This is a genomic window from Nonomuraea dietziae (assembly GCF_014195505.1).
Taxonomy (GTDB): Bacteria; Actinomycetota; Actinomycetes; order Streptosporangiales; family Streptosporangiaceae; genus Nonomuraea; species Nonomuraea roseola.
This window is the reverse complement of record NZ_JACIBV010000001.1, coordinates 1,250,479-1,264,782: the sequence shown is the minus strand read 5'-3', so window position 1 is coordinate 1,264,782 and position 14,304 is coordinate 1,250,479. Positions and strand designations below refer to the sequence as shown.

The window sequence follows — 14,304 nt, the reverse complement described above, 5'->3', positions numbered from 1 at the left end:
CCACCAAAACATAGCAATGCTATGTATTGTGGCGCCATGGCCAGAACGAAGGATCCTGTCGTCCGCTCCCTGCTGATCGATCGGGCCGCGCAGATGCTTCGCACCCGTGAGCCGGTCACGCTCCGCTCGCTCGTGGCCGGCACCGGCGTCTCGACGATGGCCGTCTACACCTACTTCGGCGGCATGGACGGTCTGTGGAAGGCGCTGCGGCAGGAGGGCTTCAGCCGCCTGGCGGCCAAGCTCGCGGCGGTCGCGATGTCCGCTGATCCGGTGCGAGACCTCGCCGCCCTCGGCGCCGCCTACCTGTCCAACGCCCTGGAGAGCCCCGACCTCTACCGCGTCATGTTCGACGCGGGCTTCGAACTCGAGGACGCGGCGGCCGCGGACGAAACGTTGTACTGCCTCGTCCGCGCCGCCGAACGGGCCAGGGAGACCGGTCGCTTCCGTGACGACGTCGACCCGGTGGAACTGGCGACGCAGAGCTGGGCGATCGGCCACGGGCTCGCCTCGCTCGTCGCCACAGGCCCTCTGCCGCGCCAGGCGCTCGCGCACGGCGTCCCGTTGCTGACCGCGCTGTTCGTGAGCGCGGGAGACGATCCAGGCCGATGCCGCCGCTCGATCGAGCAGGCGTGGAAGGCGGTGCTCCCGGCCACGGACGAGCTCCCGTGACCCCTGGCCCGCTCGCCGGGCTCACGCGGCAGGCAGCCCGACGGCAGCGGGATGCCAGGGAAGATGGGCCCGAGAAGACGGAACTTCTTCGAGGGTGCGCGGTCAGACGGTGGACGGGGTGTTCAGCAGGGCGGACAGCTCCGCCAGGGTCTCGGGGACGAGGCGGTAGTAGACCCATGGGGCGCGGCGCTCGGAGGTGAGCAGGCCGACCTCCTTCAGCACCTTGAGGTGGTGGCTGATGGTCGGCTGCGACAGCTCGAAGGCGCCGGTGATGTCGCACACGCAGACCTCGCCGCCCGCGTGGCTGGCCACGATCGACAGGATGCGCAGCCGTACCGGATCACCCAGCGCCTTGAACACCTGTGCGACCCCGGCCGCCTGCTGGGTGTCCAGTGGCTCGCGGGTGAGCGGCGGGCTGCACTCCAGGATCTCCAGCAGCTCCATCGACCCCTCCAGAGTAGATGTTCGTCGGCGTTCTATATTGACATATATCTATGTGTCGCACCGCGTACACGGTGCGGCCATTCACTCGACCGCCGCGCCGTAGAGCCGGAGCAGGCTGAGGCGGAGCGCCGCGTCCGCCTGCTCGCCGGACATGCGCCCGGAGCCGGCCTCGTCGCCCGCGGCGTGTCCGAGGGCGATGGTGGCCGCCACCAGCCAGTCGGTCGAGAGCCTGTGGTCGAACTCTCCGCTTTCCTGGCCGCGCAGGATGATCCGCCTCAGGCGATCGGCGACCGGCGCGTGTCGCTCCTGGTCCGCCTGCGGGCTCACGGGCATCGCGCTGATCTGCTGGAGCAGCACGGGGTACCGCTCGCTCATCCGGCGGCTGACCTCGATCAGCCGGCACAGCGCCTCCGCCGCGGATTCTTCGTCGAGCCCTGCGGCGTCCATCGCCCCGACGGTCTCCTCGGTGACCCGGTCGACGGCGGCCTCCAGCAGCTCCTCGCGTGAGGGGAAGTGCGCGTAGACGGTCTGGCGGGTCACTCCCGCGGCCGAGGCGATGACTTCGACGCTGACGTCGGGTCGCTCGTTCAGCAGCTGGACCGCCGCGTCCAGGATCGCCGCCCTGCTGCGCCGCGCGTCGGCACGGCGACGCTGGGGGGCCGGAGGAGAAGTCAACTCATACACCTTGTCAAAGTTGTGTGCCGACACATATCTTACAGCCTGTAAGAGATAGTACGGGAGAGTGCGACAGGAGCACCATGAGCCCATTCGACGGCGTCAGCCCGGAGCAGTTCATCGCCGACTTCATGACCTCCTTCACCGACGAGATCGTTCGAGGCGAGGAGGATCCGGGGCCGATCGTGGACCGCTACTACACGCCCGACATGATCCAGATCGCCGACGGCGTCCGGATCGACCGCGACAAGCTCATCGCGCACATCCGCCCGGTGCGCAAGAACCTCACCCACTACCGCCTCGAGGTGCACGAGGCCCTGGCCAGCGGCAATCGCATCGCCGCCAGGTTCACCCTCCACGGGCAGATGCGGAAGAAGGCGGTGGCCACCGAGGTGCACTTCTTCGGGGAGCTGGCTGCTGACGGACGGATGAGCAGGGCCCACCAGCTCACCCGCGCGCTGCCCACCGGCCAGGGCGGCCAGGGCGGGCAGCCGGCACCCGGTAAGGAGGAGGCGTGAGCCAGAGCACCTACACCGTCAGCGGCATGGTCTGCGGACACTGCGCGGGCTTCGTCACCGAGGAGATCGAGCGCGTCGCCGGCGTCACCGCCGTGGCGGTGGACGTCGAGAGCGGCGTGGTCACCGTCACCAGCGATCGGGACCTCGACGCCGAGGACGTCCGCGCCGCCGTCGAGGAGGCCGGCTACGAGCTCGTGCGGGCATGAGGGGCCCGTCCGGCGCGAGCGTGCTTCACCCGAGGAAGGCCGCCGTCGTCGCCGCGAACCTGCGGGCGTCGTCGAGCCACGGGAAATGGCCCGCTTGTGGCTGGACGACGAACTCGGCGTTCGGGAACAGCTCGGCGAACTCGGCCGCGACGCTCGGCGGCGTGTTCAGGTCGACCTCTCCGGCAAGCAGCAGCACCGGCGCGTGGAAGGCGGCGAGCGCCGCGCGCGTGGCGTCCGGGTCGAACACGCCCTCGGCGCCGAAAGCGGCTGCTGCCTCCCTGTTCCTGTGGCCCTCCTGAGCCGCCTGGTGGGCTCGGGCCTGCGCGTCCCATCGGCCGTAGAAGAAGGGGTCGATGGCCTTCCAGCCGTCGTCGGTGGCGTTGCCTGCCACGATGGACTCCAGAGCGGTGAAGGCCGCGGCGAACCAGGGCTCGTTCTCGCGGAGCCCGGCCGTCTCAAGCCGGGATCGGCCGGTGGCCGCGATGCCGACGGCCATGGTGCTCGGAGTGATCAGAGCGAGCCTGCCGACGCGTTCCGGGTGCCGGGCGACGTACAGCGCCGCGAGGTTCGCGCCGGCGGAGTGGGCGAGCAGCTCCACCCGGTCAAGGCCGAGGTGCTCGCGCAGGGCGTCGACATCGTCGACGAGCCGGTCGCAGCGGTAGGAGGCCGCGTCCTCGGGGATCGCCGACCCGCCGGTGCCCCGAGGGTCCACCATGATCAACTGCCGTTGCGCCGACAGGCCGCCCAGTTCGCCGAGGTAGTCGCTGTCCTGCATCGGGCCGCCGGGCAGGCAGATCAGCGGGGCGCCCGCTCCGAACACGTGGTAGGCGAGACGGGTTCCGTCGTGTGCGGAGAAGACAGGCATGGCGAGGATCCTGTCAGCGGCGCCCGGACCACGGCAACCGGCTCTCGTGACCGCTCCCCGGCCGACCACGTATCGCCGGCAGCCGGGCTGTGAGCCGCCCAGGTCGGTGACGCCGTACCCGCGAGCGAGCTGCCCGCCAGGTGGTGCCGGGCTGCTCATTGATCGCGGGGATCGTCCCAGAAGCCGTGGTCGTGCCGTACAGGCCGGGGCCTGTCATGAGCGGGCTCGAGCACGCCTGGAGACGGCGCGGACGTCTCCGGCAGGTCGTTCGCGCGTCGCCGGTGCCGCGACGCCGGCGAGGCGTCGCCGTGGTGGTCGAGGCCGGGCCGCCGGGAGTTGACGAGCGCGGTCAGGGCGGTGGTGAGCGGGACGGCGGCGATGAGGCCGAGCGTCCCGACGACGCTGCGGACGATCTCCTGGGCGATGAGCGGGTTGGTCAGCACTTCACCGAGCGGCTGCTTCGCGACGCTGATGAGCAGCAACAGCGGCAGGGAGGCGCCGGAGTAGGCGAGGATGATCGTGTTGATCACCGACGCGATGTGCGCGCGGCCGACCCTCGCGGCGGCCCTGTACAGCTGCAGGAAGCCGTAGGACGGGTTTGCGTGGGCGAGCTCGGTGACGGTGACGGCCTGGGTGACGGTGACGTCGTCGAGCACGCCGAGAGAGCCGATGAGGATGCTCGCGAGCAGGAGTCCCTGGGCGTCGATGCGGTAGCTCATGTCCAGGTAGAGCGAGCTCTCGTCGGTGATGCCGTTGAGCTGGGCGAGTCCGATCGCGCCGTAGGACAGCAGCCCGGTGAGGGTCAGGCTGCTGAGGGTGCCCAGGACCGCCATCGAGGTGGTCAGCGTGAACCCGTGGGTGAGATAGAGCACCGCGAGCATGATCGCCGCGGAGCCGACGATGGCGATCGCCAGTGGCGGCTCGCCCGCGAGGATGGCGGGGATCACGAACAGCAGCAACAGGGTGAAGGTCACGCCGAGGCCCACGAGCGCCGTCACGCCGCGCCATCGGCCGAACGCGACCACCGCGAGCGCGAAGGCCGCGCCCATGATCCACAGTGACGTCGACCGGTCGTGGTCCGAGAGCAGGTACGGCGACGCGTCGAGCGTGCTGTCAGGGGTGTGAACGAGCACGACGTCGTCGCCCTCGGCGAACCGCTGCGCTCCGGGGCCGCTGGGAAGGTCGGTGGTGATGCGCTGTCCCGCGTTGGCGCCGCTGGTCAGCCTGATCTCGGCGTCGCCGCAGGAGGCCGGATCCGGAGGCGGCTGCTCGGCGCCCGCGGCGACGCCCTCTTCGGGGGGAAGCTCGGGGCACGGCTTGAGGGTGATCGAGGTGATCGTGCCGGTGAGTCGTTCCAGCCCGGGGGCGGCTCCGGCTCCGGGCTTGTCCGAAGGCCAGAGCGCGATCAGCCCGATGACGGTGCCCAGGGCCAGGGGGATGATCACGGCCAGGGTCAACCACACGGTGCGGCGTGAGGCGGGGATGGCGGGACCGTGCGCGTGGTTCGCGCCCATGACGAAAGATCTCCTCAAGCCCTCAACGATGGAGGACAGTACATTACCGCCGCGCCCGGACCACCCCGTCTCGACGGCCAGGACACGGCCGGGCCGCTCACGCCACTTGCCTTGACACCGGTGACAGGGCTCTACCGTGAGCGCGCGCGCCGTCCGGTTCCGATGCCGGGGTCCGCTGCGGCGGAGACGGTCGCGCGCCGCCGACCGGAGGAATGCGATGAAGTTCGGGATCAGCTACAGCACGCCTTACTACGGTGTAGACCCTGACAGGATCGTGGCCTATGCCCGCCACGCCGAGGACTGCGGCTTCGAGTCGCTGTACCTGCCCGAGCACATCGCGCTGTATCCCGGTGCGACGGTCGGGCCGTACGAGCTGCCGCCTTCGCTGCCGTACGTCGATCCGCTCGACTGCCTGAGCTTCGTGGCCGCGGCCACGCGGCGGATCCTGCTCGGTACGGGCGTGCTGCTGCTGCCGTACCACCACCCGGTGGTGCTGGCCAAGCGACTGGCGACCATCGACGTGCTGTCCAAGGGGCGGATGCGGCTGCTGACCGTGGGGCTCGGCGCCCTGCCGGGGGAGGCTCGCGCGATGGGCGTGGACTTCGCCACCCGCGGCCGTCGCGCCGACGAGGCGATCGACGTGATGCGGCTGCTCTGGGCCGGTGGTGAGGAGGGCGTCAGCTTCGAAGGGGAGTTCTTCGCCTTCGAGAATCTGTGCCAGTACCCCAAGCCCCACGGGGGCACGAGCCTGCCGATCCACGTCGGCGGATCGAGCAGGGCGGCCGCCCGCCGCGCAGGGCGACGCGGCGACGGCTACTACCCCGGCGGCGCGCTCCACCCGGACGAGCGCGCCCTCCAGATGGACCTGGCCAGGGCGGCCGCCGCCGAAGCGGGTCGCAGCGCGCAGGCGCTGGAGTACACGCGACCGGGCTCGATCGACATGACCGTCGAACAGGTCGAGGCGCTCGCCGCCCAGGGTGTGACGCGCATCGTCGTGAGCGCCACCTCCGCGGAAGCCAACCGGCAGCGGGAGGAGATGTCCGCGTTCGCCGAGCGGTTCTCCCTCAGCTGAACCTCTCCCGCCCGGCGGCACTCAAGTGGGGGTACCGTCGTCATGAAGAAGCTGCTCGGCGCGGGGCGTGGCCGTCGTCTTCGCCCCGAAGTAGGTCAGGACCTGAGAGTTCCGGTCGAGACCGGCGCGGGTTTTCGTCCTCGCTGCCCGGCAGCGGGCTCCCGGGTCGCGGAGAGGCGGAGGCTAGGCGCCTGCCTAGCCGTTGGGCCGGGGCTTCCACCAAGCGCCAGGTCAGAGCGCTGAGTGCCAGCAGCACGCCCACCACGCACGCCAGCGCGACCAGCCGCAGGTTCAGCGGCACGACCAGCGGTTCGGGCCAGAACCGCTCGATGCTTTCCAGCAGCAGGGGATGGAGCAGGTAGATCGAGTAGCTGACCAGCCCCAGCCACGCCAGAGGCCGCGGCACCTGCCTGTGCCGCAGCCTCATCCCCACGGCGAAGGTGAGCCAGGCGGCGGCCATGGCCGTCTGCAGGCCGAGCTCTCCCCACGCCAGCCCTGTCCATGCCAGCGGCACCAGAGCCACCCATCCGGCCGCCGTCCAGGTGATCTCGCCCTGCTCGGCCCGATACAGCGCCGTGCCCGCGAACATGGTGGCCAGGATCAGCAGCCCCTGCCATGGGTCCGGATAGCTCTGATTGACCGCCAGAAGGCCGAGCACGGTCACCCCGAGGACGGTCGCACCCGCGCGCCGTACCGGGGCCGAGCCCTTCAGCACGGCGGTCAGGCCGCCCCCCACCAGCGCGGTCACCACCAGCACGACCGTCAGCATCCGGCCGGCACCGCCGGCCGACAACAGCTTGACGGGTAACGCGGCCGCGCCCAGCACGGCCACCACGGCGAAGCCCAGCGCGCCGGTGACGCTCCTGCGGTGCACCCCGAGCGTGAACATCGCGGTCAACAACAGGTAGAAGGCCATCTCGTACGACAGCGTCCACAGCACGTTGACCAGGTTCGGCACGTACAGCAGGTTCTGCAGCATCGTCAGATGACCCAGCACCATGGAGGCCGGTCGGTCGCTCCACCAGATGTGCAGGCCGTCCCAGCCAACGGCCACCAGCAGCGCCATGCCGGCCACGCACACACCGAGCAGTGGATACAGCCGGAACAGGCGAGAGATCCAGAAGGCCCGCACGCTGCCTCGCCGCTCCAGCGACGCGGGCACGATGTAGCCGCTGACCAGGAAGAACACGATCACGCCGTACCAGCCGGGCTCGAAGAGCGCCTTGACAGGCTCCCTGGCCTCAGGCAGCAGCGGTTTGAGCGCGTGCTCGAAGACCACCAGGAGAGCGGCGATGCCGCGCAGGGCGTCGAGCCATGCCAGGCGCTGCCGGGTCTGCTCGGGCGCTCGGGTGCTTAGCATCCGGACATGCTAACGATCAATGTCCGCAATCTCTGGGTTTGCTGTGAATTGAGCAGCTCTCGGCGGACCCTATTATGTAAACGCTTTCGTTTGCGTATACATAATGAAGTGGTGAGCCGATCGATGAAGACCCTCTGCAAGATCGCGTTACTCGCGCTGGCCCTTGCGGTGAGCGCCGCCTGGCTGGTCGTCCTGCGACTCAAGGACGTGGCGGCGCCGCTGCTCGTGGCCTACGGCCTCCTGTTGCTCGGCCTCGCGATCGGGCTGCTGTGGCCTCACACGCTGGGGCGGCGCTCCACGCGCACCCGTGTGCTCGCGCTCCTCGGCGCTCCCGCCGCCCTGTCCACGCTGGGCCTCTACTTCGCGGTCGTCTTCTACGTCACCGACGTGCCCGTCCTGCTCGGCCTCGCCTGCGCGGCGGCCCTGGCGGCGGCGCTGGTCGCCGGCCTGCGGGGGAGGCGGGGCAGGGCCGGCGCGGCCGCAGGGCGCTCCAGAAGGGCCCTGCTGCTGGGCGGCGCCGGTCTGGCGCTCGGCGCGCTGAGCGGGCTGTCCGTCAGCCGGGTCGACCGCCATCGCCGCGATGTGCTGGCACAGGGCGCGAAGGACCTGAAGGAGGCGGTGCGAGCCCCGGGCGCGAGACGGCGCGGCGCCGTCGGCTCGGTACGGGTCTTCCCCCTGCACACCGGCGACACCGTCGTCACGTACGGCCAGTTCTACGGTGGCCTCGACGGCTGGGAGGGGCTGACCGGCTACACGCGTACCCTGCTGGACAAGGCGCAGATCGCGGTGCCGGTCTACGCCTATCTCATCGACCACCCCCTGCACGGGCTGATGATGGTCGACACCGGCGTCAGCTGGGAGCAGGCGAACGATCATGATGGGTACTACGGCCACGGCGGCATGGCCTCGCGCCTGCTGACCGAGCGCCACGAGTACAGGCTGACCGCCGACCAGGACCTGCGGGTCCAGGTGGCCAGGCTCGGCTACGACGTCAAGGAGATCTCGACCGTGTTCCTCACCCACGTCCATGACGATCACGCGGGAGGTCTCCGCTCCCTGCCCCGGGCGACGGTGGTGATGGACCGCCGCGACTGGAACGAAGGCGTCCTCTATCCCTACTCCTTCGACCTGGTGAAGGAGCGTCTGTCCTTCCCCGCCTTCGACTCGGGCCCCCTTCTCGCCTTCCCTCACAGCCAGGACCACTTCGGCGACGGCAGCGTGGTGCTCCTGCCCACGCCGGGGCACTCACCCGGCCACATGTGCGTGCTGGTGCGCATGGACGGCGCAAGCGCGCTGTTCATGGGCGACACCCTCTACACGCTGCCCCATCTGGCCGTCGACGAGGTACGCCAGATGACGATCGGCGGCGCGGACACCGCCCGTCAGGTCGAGGCCGCCCGCCGCGTCCAACGGCTGCTGGCCTCGGCCACCGACACCGTGCCGCTGTTCGCCCACGACAACACCCGCTACCGGCACGCGGTCGCATCCGCGTTCTCCCAGGGGCGGCCCGACGCGGCGGAGTTGCTGGCCCTTCGCCGGCACATGGACACCGTTCTCACGCCCGACTGGCGTCTGCGGCCGGGCCAGGCGCCCCACTTCGTGCCATCCTCCTCCGGCGCGGGCGTCGGGGAGGTGGCCTTCCGATGACCTCCACCCGGCGCACCAGAGGACGGCCGCGCGACCCCGAGGCCGACGAGCAGATCATGAGAGCGGCGCTGGAACTGTTCGTGGAGCGCGGCGTGGAAGGGGCGAACGTCGAGCAGATCGCCAAGCGCGCGGGCGTGGCCAAGGTGACGATCTACCGGCGCTGGTCCTCGAAGGAGGAGCTGCTGATCCAGGCGATCGAGCAGGCCCGCACCCTCGTGCCCGAGGAGGAGATCTGGGCGGCCGCGGACGCGCAGGGTCCACCGCTCGACGAGCGGCTCATGGACTCGTGGGAACGGACGTTCGGCGACACGCGCTTCCGCGCCGTGCTCGCCCAGCTCATCGGCTCCAGCATCGGTTACCCGTCACTGCTCGCCGCCTACCGCGAGCACTACATCCTGCCCCGGCGCCGAGTGATCCACGCCGCGCTCGAGCGCGCCAGGCGGGAAGGGCGGCTGGCCGAGGAGGCCGACATCGACGCCGTGATCGACATGGTCGTGGGCGCGGCGATGTACCGCATGCTCATCGACCCGGACTCCTCCGGCGACCCCGACGCGACAGGCTGCGGCCTGGCTGACGTCGTCGGTCAGGCCGAGCGGCTGCTCCGGCGCACGGAACACCGCACGGCCGCCCCATCCGGCGAAGAGGAGCAGAGCTGAACCTCAGGGCCACCCTGAGGGCGGGCGGGACGAAGGAACCGGAATGTACGCCGCCGCCATCAGTGAGATCGACGGCAGGCCGCCGCTCCTCGAGCCCGGCACCCTCGCGGAGTTCACCAGGCCGCACTCCACGGGCCCCGACCTGGTCACGGGGGAGCGCGACCACTTCCTGCTGGGCTTCGAGGCGCAGGCCGTCCGCTTATCCCGAGCTGGGCGCGGACGCCTTCGGCCACAGCGGCGCGGTCGGCGCGCAGTCCTTCGCCGACCCCCGCAGCGGCATCGCCTACGCCTGCACCCGCCGCCGCTTCTCCTTCGGCGGGGGAGGCGGAGCCCCGGAGAACCGCCGTCTGGTGGCCTCCGTCATGCGGGCGGCCAACCGCGCCTAGCACGTCCCGGCCGGTCGGAGGGCCTCCTACCATACGCGCATGACCACGCACGGATTCACGCTCACCGCCGAGGGCCCTTTCGACTTCGGCGCCTCGCTGCGCTTCGTCGAGGACTGGCCGGCCACCAGCGCGCTGCCCTCCGACGGGCGGTCGCTGCGCTTCGCCTACTGCGCGGAGTCGGACTGGCTGCCGATCGGCGTGACGGTGACCGCCGCCCCCGGCGGGGTCGCCGTCGCCACGACGAGGGCGGCGGGTCCGGGGATCAGGGGCGAGGTGGCGCGCATCCTGTCCCTCGACGTGGACGGCACGGGCTTCGCCGAGCTGGGGGAGGCCGACCCAGTGCTCGGCGACCTGCAGCAGCGCCGTCCAGGCCTGCGGCCCGTGTGCTTCTGGAGCCCGTGGGAGGCGGCGTGCTGGGCGGTGATCGTGCAGCGCTCCTCCATGCTCATCGCCTCCAGGATCAAGCAGCGCATCGCGGAGCGGTTCGGCGCGAAGGTCACCGTGGACGGGCAGGTGTACGCCGCCTTCCCCCCGCCCGTCACGCTGCTGGAGGCCGGCGGCCTCGGCCTGCCCGCGCAGAAGGAGGAGTGGGTGCACGGGCTGGCCCGCGCGGCGCTCGACGGCGTGCTCACCGCCGAGCACCTGCGCGCGCTCGAGCCGGAGGAGGCACTGGCCGAACTGCGCGCCCTGCCGGGCGTGGGCCCGTTCTCCGCGGGCCTGATCCTCATCCGCGGCGCGGGCGCGCCGGACGCGTTCCCCGGCGACGAGCCACGCCTGTTCGCGACCCTGCGCGAGGTGTACGGCCTGCCGCACGACGCGCCACCGGCCGCCTACCGCAGGCTGGCCGATACCTGGCGGCCCTACCGCTCGTGGGCGTCCTTCCTGTTCCGGGCCTCCACCTTCGGCGTCATGGACGATCGGGAGGGAGCGCGGAGCTGAACAGGGCCTAGGGCGTGTTTCATAAGCCGCGGAGCCACTCGTTGATCGCAGCGATGGTGAGTGTGGCCTCGAAGCGGACAGCGAGCTTGTCGTACCGCGTAGCCATGGCACGGTTCTGTTTAAGCTGGTTGATGCCACATTCCACGGCATGACGCTGACGATAGAGGGTGGCGTCGAAGGCTGGAGGTCGCCCGCCCTTGGAACCCTTCGCGCGCCGGTGAGCGTCCTGGTCGGCCTTACTCGGGATGCATGCCTTGATCCCACGCCGGCGCAAATGATCGCGGTTGGCCTTGCTGGTGTAGGCCTTGTCGGCCAGGACCCGATCGGGACGAGTCCGGGGCCGGCCACCACCAAGACGGCTGATGCGGATCTTGTTCAGCACTGGGATGAACTGCGGGCTGTCACCCCGCTGACCGGCCGTCACCAGCAGGGCCAGGGGTTTGCGGCCCTGCTCGCAGACCAGGTGTGTCTTGGTGGTCAGCCCACCGCGTGAACGGCCCAACGCATGACCGTCCGGTTCGCTGTGCACCCCACCAGGCGGTTCCTTCTGCAGGTGACCGTCCCGGCGTGCCCCAGCGGCATGCTGGTGGGCCCGGCTGATCGTGGAGTCCACACTCGCCGTCCAGCCGATCTTCCCGGCGGCGTCCGCGTGCGCCTGCAACGCTGCCAGGATCTTCGACCAGGTGCCATCACGCTGCCAGCGGCGGAACCGGCCATACACCGTTGACCAGGGCGCATAAAGCTCAGGGACGTCCCGCCACGGCGCGCCGGTCCGAATCCGCCAGCGGATCCCGTCGATCAACTGCCGCCTGCTCCATTTCGGCGGACGACCGCGGCCCGAAGGGGCGGGTAACAGCGGTTCCAGCGCTGCCCATTGCCCGTCGGTCAGGTCGTGCCGCCTCGTCACCGCTACGCTGGCCACGAGGTCTCCGGTACTTGGCTCTTCTTGGTCGTTGAACCAACTACCGGAGGCCTCGTCGTTTATCGATGACCGCCACGCCGCAAGCCCTCAAAGACCCTTTTGGAAACACGGCCTAGAACGCGCGATCGAGGGCAGTTCGAGGGTCTTTGACGACTCTCGGGAGAATTCATGAGTGAAGCTGAGGCCATGGCCCGCCGGGCGGCGGACAGCCCGGCGATGGACAAGTTAGCGCGGGTCGGGCTGGTGTGCCGGGGCGTGCTCTACGGGCTGATCGGGGTGCTGGCGCTCCAGATCGCGTTCGGCGAGGGCGGCCGGGAGGCCGACAAGAACGGCGCGATCAGCACGGTCGCCGAGCTGCCGTTCGGGGCGGTGATCCTGTGGATCATGGTCGTGGGGTTCGCCGCGCTGACCGTGTGGCAGGCCTGTGAGGCGATCTTCGGGTCCCGCAGGGCCAAGGACAGGATCGAGTCGGTCAGCCGGGTCGTGGTCTACGCGTTCATCTGCGTCGCGTTGCTGACCATGCTGCTGTCCGGCGAGAGCACGTCGGACGACAAGGCCTCCCAGGACCTGACGGGCAAGCTGCTCGCACTGCCCGCGGGACAGATCATCGTGGGGGCGATCGGGCTCGGCATCCTCGCGCTCGGCGTCTACTGGGTGCGCTACGGAGTCAAGAAGGAGTTCCGCAAACAGCTCAGGCCGATGCCGCCGCGGGCCGGCTCGGTGATGGATCGGCTCGGGCTCGCCGGTTACGTCGCGCGCGGGGTGATCGCCGGGCTGGCCGGGGTCTTCGTGATCCAGGCGGCCATCACCTTCGACTCGGACAAGGCCGGCGGCATCGACGCGACGCTGAGGGCGTTCGCCGACACCCCTGCGGGGCCGTGGCTGCTGGTCGTGGTGGCGCTCGGGGTGCTGCTGTTCGCCGGGTACTGCCTGGGAGAGGCGCGCTGGCGCAGGACCTGAGGATCGGCGACTGGTTCCTCGCCTTCGAGGAACCAGTCGCCGCAGGCTAGGCGGGGCGGACCAGCTCCGAGGCCCGACGGCGTTGCCTCTCACGCCGGTACAGGATCGCGCGAGCGGCCATCACGACGCAGCCCACGCCGAGCAGCAGGCCCCAGAGGACGTCGGTGACGAAGTGCATGCCACGGTAGACACGGGAGAAGCCGACCGCCAGCGGGGCGGCGATCCCGAGCACCCAGATCACCACCTGGAGCCCCCTGTTGCGGACATGCGAGCTCAGGATGAGCGCGACCCCGCAGTAGAAGGCGACGGCGGCGCTGACATGCCCGGAGGGGAAGCTGCTGGTGGGTGGGGCCTCGTCGAGGTGGCGCACCGGCGGCCGGTGCCGTCCGACGATCATGGTGGTGGCCAGGAAGACGAGCGACTGGCTCCAGACGGCCGCGATGAGAAAGACGGATTCGCGCCAGCGTTTGTACACGAGCCTGAAGATGATCGCGAATATCGCGGTGGCCGCCACGATGTACGGGGTGTCCGACAGGCTGCTGCCGACGTCGGTGAGCGCGTTCCACAACGAGGTGCGGTCGGCGGCCAGGCCCCGGCTCACGGCCGCCTCACCGGTGGGCAGGGCGAGGATCAGCTTGCCCACGCCGAACGTCGCCGCGGCCATCAGGATCATGGGGAGTAAAATCGTCAGAGCGTAGTACTTCACGTGCTCAGTTCTGGTCATGCATCACCTTCACCGACTCGGGTTCCACTCCTTCAGCCAATGGCGAGGCGGGCCTGCGGCCCTGCTCCCTTCGCCAGGTCTCGAATGCCGCCGCGGTGGCGGCGATGACGGCCGCGCCCAGCACGATCCCTCCGGCCACGTCGCTCACCCAGTGCACGCCGAGCGCGATCCTGGTGTATCCGACCGACAGCACCAGGAACCCCGCCACGGCCCAGGCCGCGATCCGTCCCGCCCGTGACAGCACGGGCAGGAGGAGAAGGACGATCACTCCCGCGCCGAGCGTCACGTGGACCGTGTGGCCCGAGGGGAAGGAGTCGCCCGGGGCGAGCGCGACGGGATCCGGCAGGTGCGGCCTGGCGCGGGCAACGACGATCTTGAGGGCGAGGCCGATCAGCCCGCCCACGACCATGGTGGTGACCGCCCAGATCGCCAGTCTCGGCGCGCCCCTGTACAGCAGCCAGGCGGCGTAGGCGATGACCGCGACACGCCAGGGCCACGGCCCGAACAGCTCCGACCATACGATGAGCAGCCTGGTCACGTCGGGATGGGCGAGCGCGTACGCGTGCAGTTCCCTGGCGACCTGGGCGTCCAGCCCGTTGACGGGCATCTTGGCCACGACGAGCAGCAGACTGAAGGGGATCATGACGAGCGCCGCCGCGAAGCTCGCGATCGTCAGCCGCAGCCCCAGACTGCGGTCCCGGTCGACGCGAGCCCTGAGCCATTGCCGCCTCACAGTTTCGGCCTTTC

Annotated in this window: 17 protein-coding genes; 9 read left to right on the top strand and 8 right to left on the bottom strand. The window is 70.3% G+C overall.

What is annotated here, in order from left to right:
• The first annotated feature begins 36 nt into the window (after positions 1 to 36).
• Complete coding sequence (locus FHR33_RS06260) at positions 37 to 669, top strand: TetR/AcrR family transcriptional regulator (RefSeq protein WP_183644768.1); 633 nt, start codon at positions 37 to 39, stop codon at positions 667 to 669.
• Between the two features lie 102 nt (positions 670 to 771).
• Here FHR33_RS06260 and FHR33_RS06255 read toward each other — a convergent pair whose 3' ends face one another.
• Together FHR33_RS06255 and FHR33_RS06250 are read right to left on the bottom strand one after the other, a co-directional pair.
• Entirely contained in the window at positions 772 to 1,113 is a 342-nt protein-coding gene (locus tag FHR33_RS06255; protein WP_183644765.1) for an ArsR/SmtB family transcription factor, read from the bottom strand.
• An 81-nt stretch (positions 1,114 to 1,194) separates the two neighbouring features.
• Positions 1,195 to 1,788 carry a TetR/AcrR family transcriptional regulator gene (locus FHR33_RS06250; RefSeq protein WP_246451695.1) on the bottom strand — a complete coding sequence of 198 codons (594 nt, stop codon included), beginning with the start codon at positions 1,786 to 1,788 and terminating at the stop codon, positions 1,195 to 1,197.
• Positions 1,789 to 1,871: 83 nt separating this feature from the next.
• On the opposite strand from FHR33_RS06250, the gene FHR33_RS06245 reads away from it, so the two are divergent.
• Together FHR33_RS06245 and FHR33_RS06240 are read left to right on the top strand one after the other, a co-directional pair.
• Positions 1,872 to 2,306 (top strand): nuclear transport factor 2 family protein, encoded by a 435-nt coding sequence (locus tag FHR33_RS06245; protein ID WP_183644759.1) that lies wholly within the window; start codon positions 1,872 to 1,874, stop codon positions 2,304 to 2,306.
• Entirely contained in the window at positions 2,303 to 2,512 is a 210-nt protein-coding gene (locus FHR33_RS06240; protein WP_183644756.1) for a heavy-metal-associated domain-containing protein, read from the top strand. Before FHR33_RS06245 ends, FHR33_RS06240 begins: the two co-directional genes overlap by 4 nt.
• Positions 2,513 to 2,537: 25 nt before the next feature.
• On the opposite strand, the gene FHR33_RS06235 is transcribed toward FHR33_RS06240, so the two are convergent.
• Positions 2,538 to 3,377 carry an alpha/beta fold hydrolase gene (locus FHR33_RS06235; RefSeq protein WP_183644754.1) on the bottom strand — a complete coding sequence of 280 codons (840 nt, stop codon included), beginning with the start codon at positions 3,375 to 3,377 and terminating at the stop codon, positions 2,538 to 2,540.
• A gap of 155 nt (positions 3,378 to 3,532) precedes the next feature.
• Positions 3,533 to 4,909: a YibE/F family protein gene (locus FHR33_RS06230; RefSeq protein ID WP_246451693.1), complete on the bottom strand. Its 1,377-nt coding sequence runs from the start codon at positions 4,907 to 4,909 to the stop codon at positions 3,533 to 3,535.
• A gap of 199 nt (positions 4,910 to 5,108) precedes the next feature.
• On the opposite strand from FHR33_RS06230, the gene FHR33_RS06225 reads away from it, so the two are divergent.
• Positions 5,109 to 5,963, top strand: a complete 855-nt coding sequence (locus FHR33_RS06225) for a TIGR03619 family F420-dependent LLM class oxidoreductase (RefSeq protein WP_183644751.1) — start codon at positions 5,109 to 5,111, stop codon at positions 5,961 to 5,963.
• Positions 5,964 to 6,003: 40 nt separating this feature from the next.
• Here the strand turns inward: FHR33_RS06225 and FHR33_RS06220 are convergent, their stop codons facing one another.
• Positions 6,004 to 7,323: an acyltransferase family protein gene (locus tag FHR33_RS06220; RefSeq protein WP_183644747.1), complete on the bottom strand. Its 1,320-nt coding sequence runs from the start codon at positions 7,321 to 7,323 to the stop codon at positions 6,004 to 6,006.
• Between the two features lie 111 nt (positions 7,324 to 7,434).
• On the opposite strand from FHR33_RS06220, the gene FHR33_RS51610 reads away from it, so the two are divergent.
• From FHR33_RS51610 to FHR33_RS06200, 4 genes are all read left to right on the top strand, one after another.
• Entirely contained in the window at positions 7,435 to 8,970 is a 1,536-nt protein-coding gene (locus FHR33_RS51610) for an N-acyl homoserine lactonase family protein (RefSeq protein WP_183644745.1), read from the top strand.
• Entirely contained in the window at positions 8,967 to 9,626 is a 660-nt protein-coding gene (locus FHR33_RS06210) for a TetR/AcrR family transcriptional regulator (protein ID WP_183644742.1), read from the top strand. The genes FHR33_RS51610 and FHR33_RS06210 overlap by 4 nt, the downstream gene beginning before the upstream one ends.
• Positions 9,627 to 9,688: 62 nt before the next feature.
• Positions 9,689 to 10,012 carry a hypothetical protein gene (locus tag FHR33_RS06205; protein ID WP_221240958.1) on the top strand — a complete coding sequence of 108 codons (324 nt, stop codon included), beginning with the start codon at positions 9,689 to 9,691 and terminating at the stop codon, positions 10,010 to 10,012.
• A gap of 39 nt (positions 10,013 to 10,051) precedes the next feature.
• Positions 10,052 to 10,951, top strand: a complete 900-nt coding sequence (locus FHR33_RS06200; protein WP_183644739.1) for a DNA-3-methyladenine glycosylase family protein — start codon at positions 10,052 to 10,054, stop codon at positions 10,949 to 10,951.
• A gap of 19 nt (positions 10,952 to 10,970) precedes the next feature.
• On the opposite strand, the gene FHR33_RS06195 is transcribed toward FHR33_RS06200, so the two are convergent.
• Complete coding sequence (locus FHR33_RS06195) at positions 10,971 to 11,858, bottom strand: IS5 family transposase (protein WP_312895991.1); 888 nt, start codon at positions 11,856 to 11,858, stop codon at positions 10,971 to 10,973.
• 183 nt (positions 11,859 to 12,041) lie between these two features.
• On the opposite strand from FHR33_RS06195, the gene FHR33_RS06190 reads away from it, so the two are divergent.
• Positions 12,042 to 12,833 (top strand): DUF1206 domain-containing protein, encoded by a 792-nt coding sequence (locus tag FHR33_RS06190; RefSeq protein ID WP_183644736.1) that lies wholly within the window; start codon positions 12,042 to 12,044, stop codon positions 12,831 to 12,833.
• Between the two features lie 46 nt (positions 12,834 to 12,879).
• On the opposite strand, the gene FHR33_RS06185 is transcribed toward FHR33_RS06190, so the two are convergent.
• Complete coding sequence (locus tag FHR33_RS06185) at positions 12,880 to 13,506, bottom strand: phosphatase PAP2 family protein (RefSeq protein ID WP_183644733.1); 627 nt, start codon at positions 13,504 to 13,506, stop codon at positions 12,880 to 12,882.
• 37 nt (positions 13,507 to 13,543) lie between these two features.
• Positions 13,544 to 14,290 (bottom strand): phosphatase PAP2 family protein, encoded by a 747-nt coding sequence (locus FHR33_RS06180; protein ID WP_312895385.1) that lies wholly within the window; start codon positions 14,288 to 14,290, stop codon positions 13,544 to 13,546.
• Positions 14,291 to 14,304: the final 14 nt, after the last annotated feature.

Excerpts from the sequence above, each read along its gene's own strand:
- FHR33_RS06235 (WP_183644754.1), bottom strand. The coding sequence starts at position 3,377 with ATGCCTGTCTTCTCCGCACACGACGGAACCCGTCTCGCCTACCACGTG.
- FHR33_RS06220 (WP_183644747.1), bottom strand. The coding sequence starts at position 7,323 with ATGCTAAGCACCCGAGCGCCCGAGCAGACCCGGCAGCGCCTGGCATGG.
- FHR33_RS06210 (WP_183644742.1), top strand. The coding sequence starts at position 8,967 with ATGACCTCCACCCGGCGCACCAGAGGACGGCCGCGCGACCCCGAGGCC.
- FHR33_RS06185 (WP_183644733.1), bottom strand. The coding sequence starts at position 13,506 with ATGATCCTGATGGCCGCGGCGACGTTCGGCGTGGGCAAGCTGATCCTC.
- FHR33_RS06245 (WP_183644759.1), top strand. The coding sequence starts at position 1,872 with ATGAGCCCATTCGACGGCGTCAGCCCGGAGCAGTTCATCGCCGACTTC.
- FHR33_RS06225 (WP_183644751.1), top strand. The coding sequence starts at position 5,109 with ATGAAGTTCGGGATCAGCTACAGCACGCCTTACTACGGTGTAGACCCT.
- FHR33_RS06260 (WP_183644768.1), top strand. The coding sequence starts at position 37 with ATGGCCAGAACGAAGGATCCTGTCGTCCGCTCCCTGCTGATCGATCGG.
- FHR33_RS06255 (WP_183644765.1), bottom strand. The coding sequence starts at position 1,113 with ATGGAGCTGCTGGAGATCCTGGAGTGCAGCCCGCCGCTCACCCGCGAG.
- FHR33_RS06190 (WP_183644736.1), top strand. The coding sequence starts at position 12,042 with ATGAGTGAAGCTGAGGCCATGGCCCGCCGGGCGGCGGACAGCCCGGCG.
- FHR33_RS06200 (WP_183644739.1), top strand. The coding sequence starts at position 10,052 with ATGACCACGCACGGATTCACGCTCACCGCCGAGGGCCCTTTCGACTTC.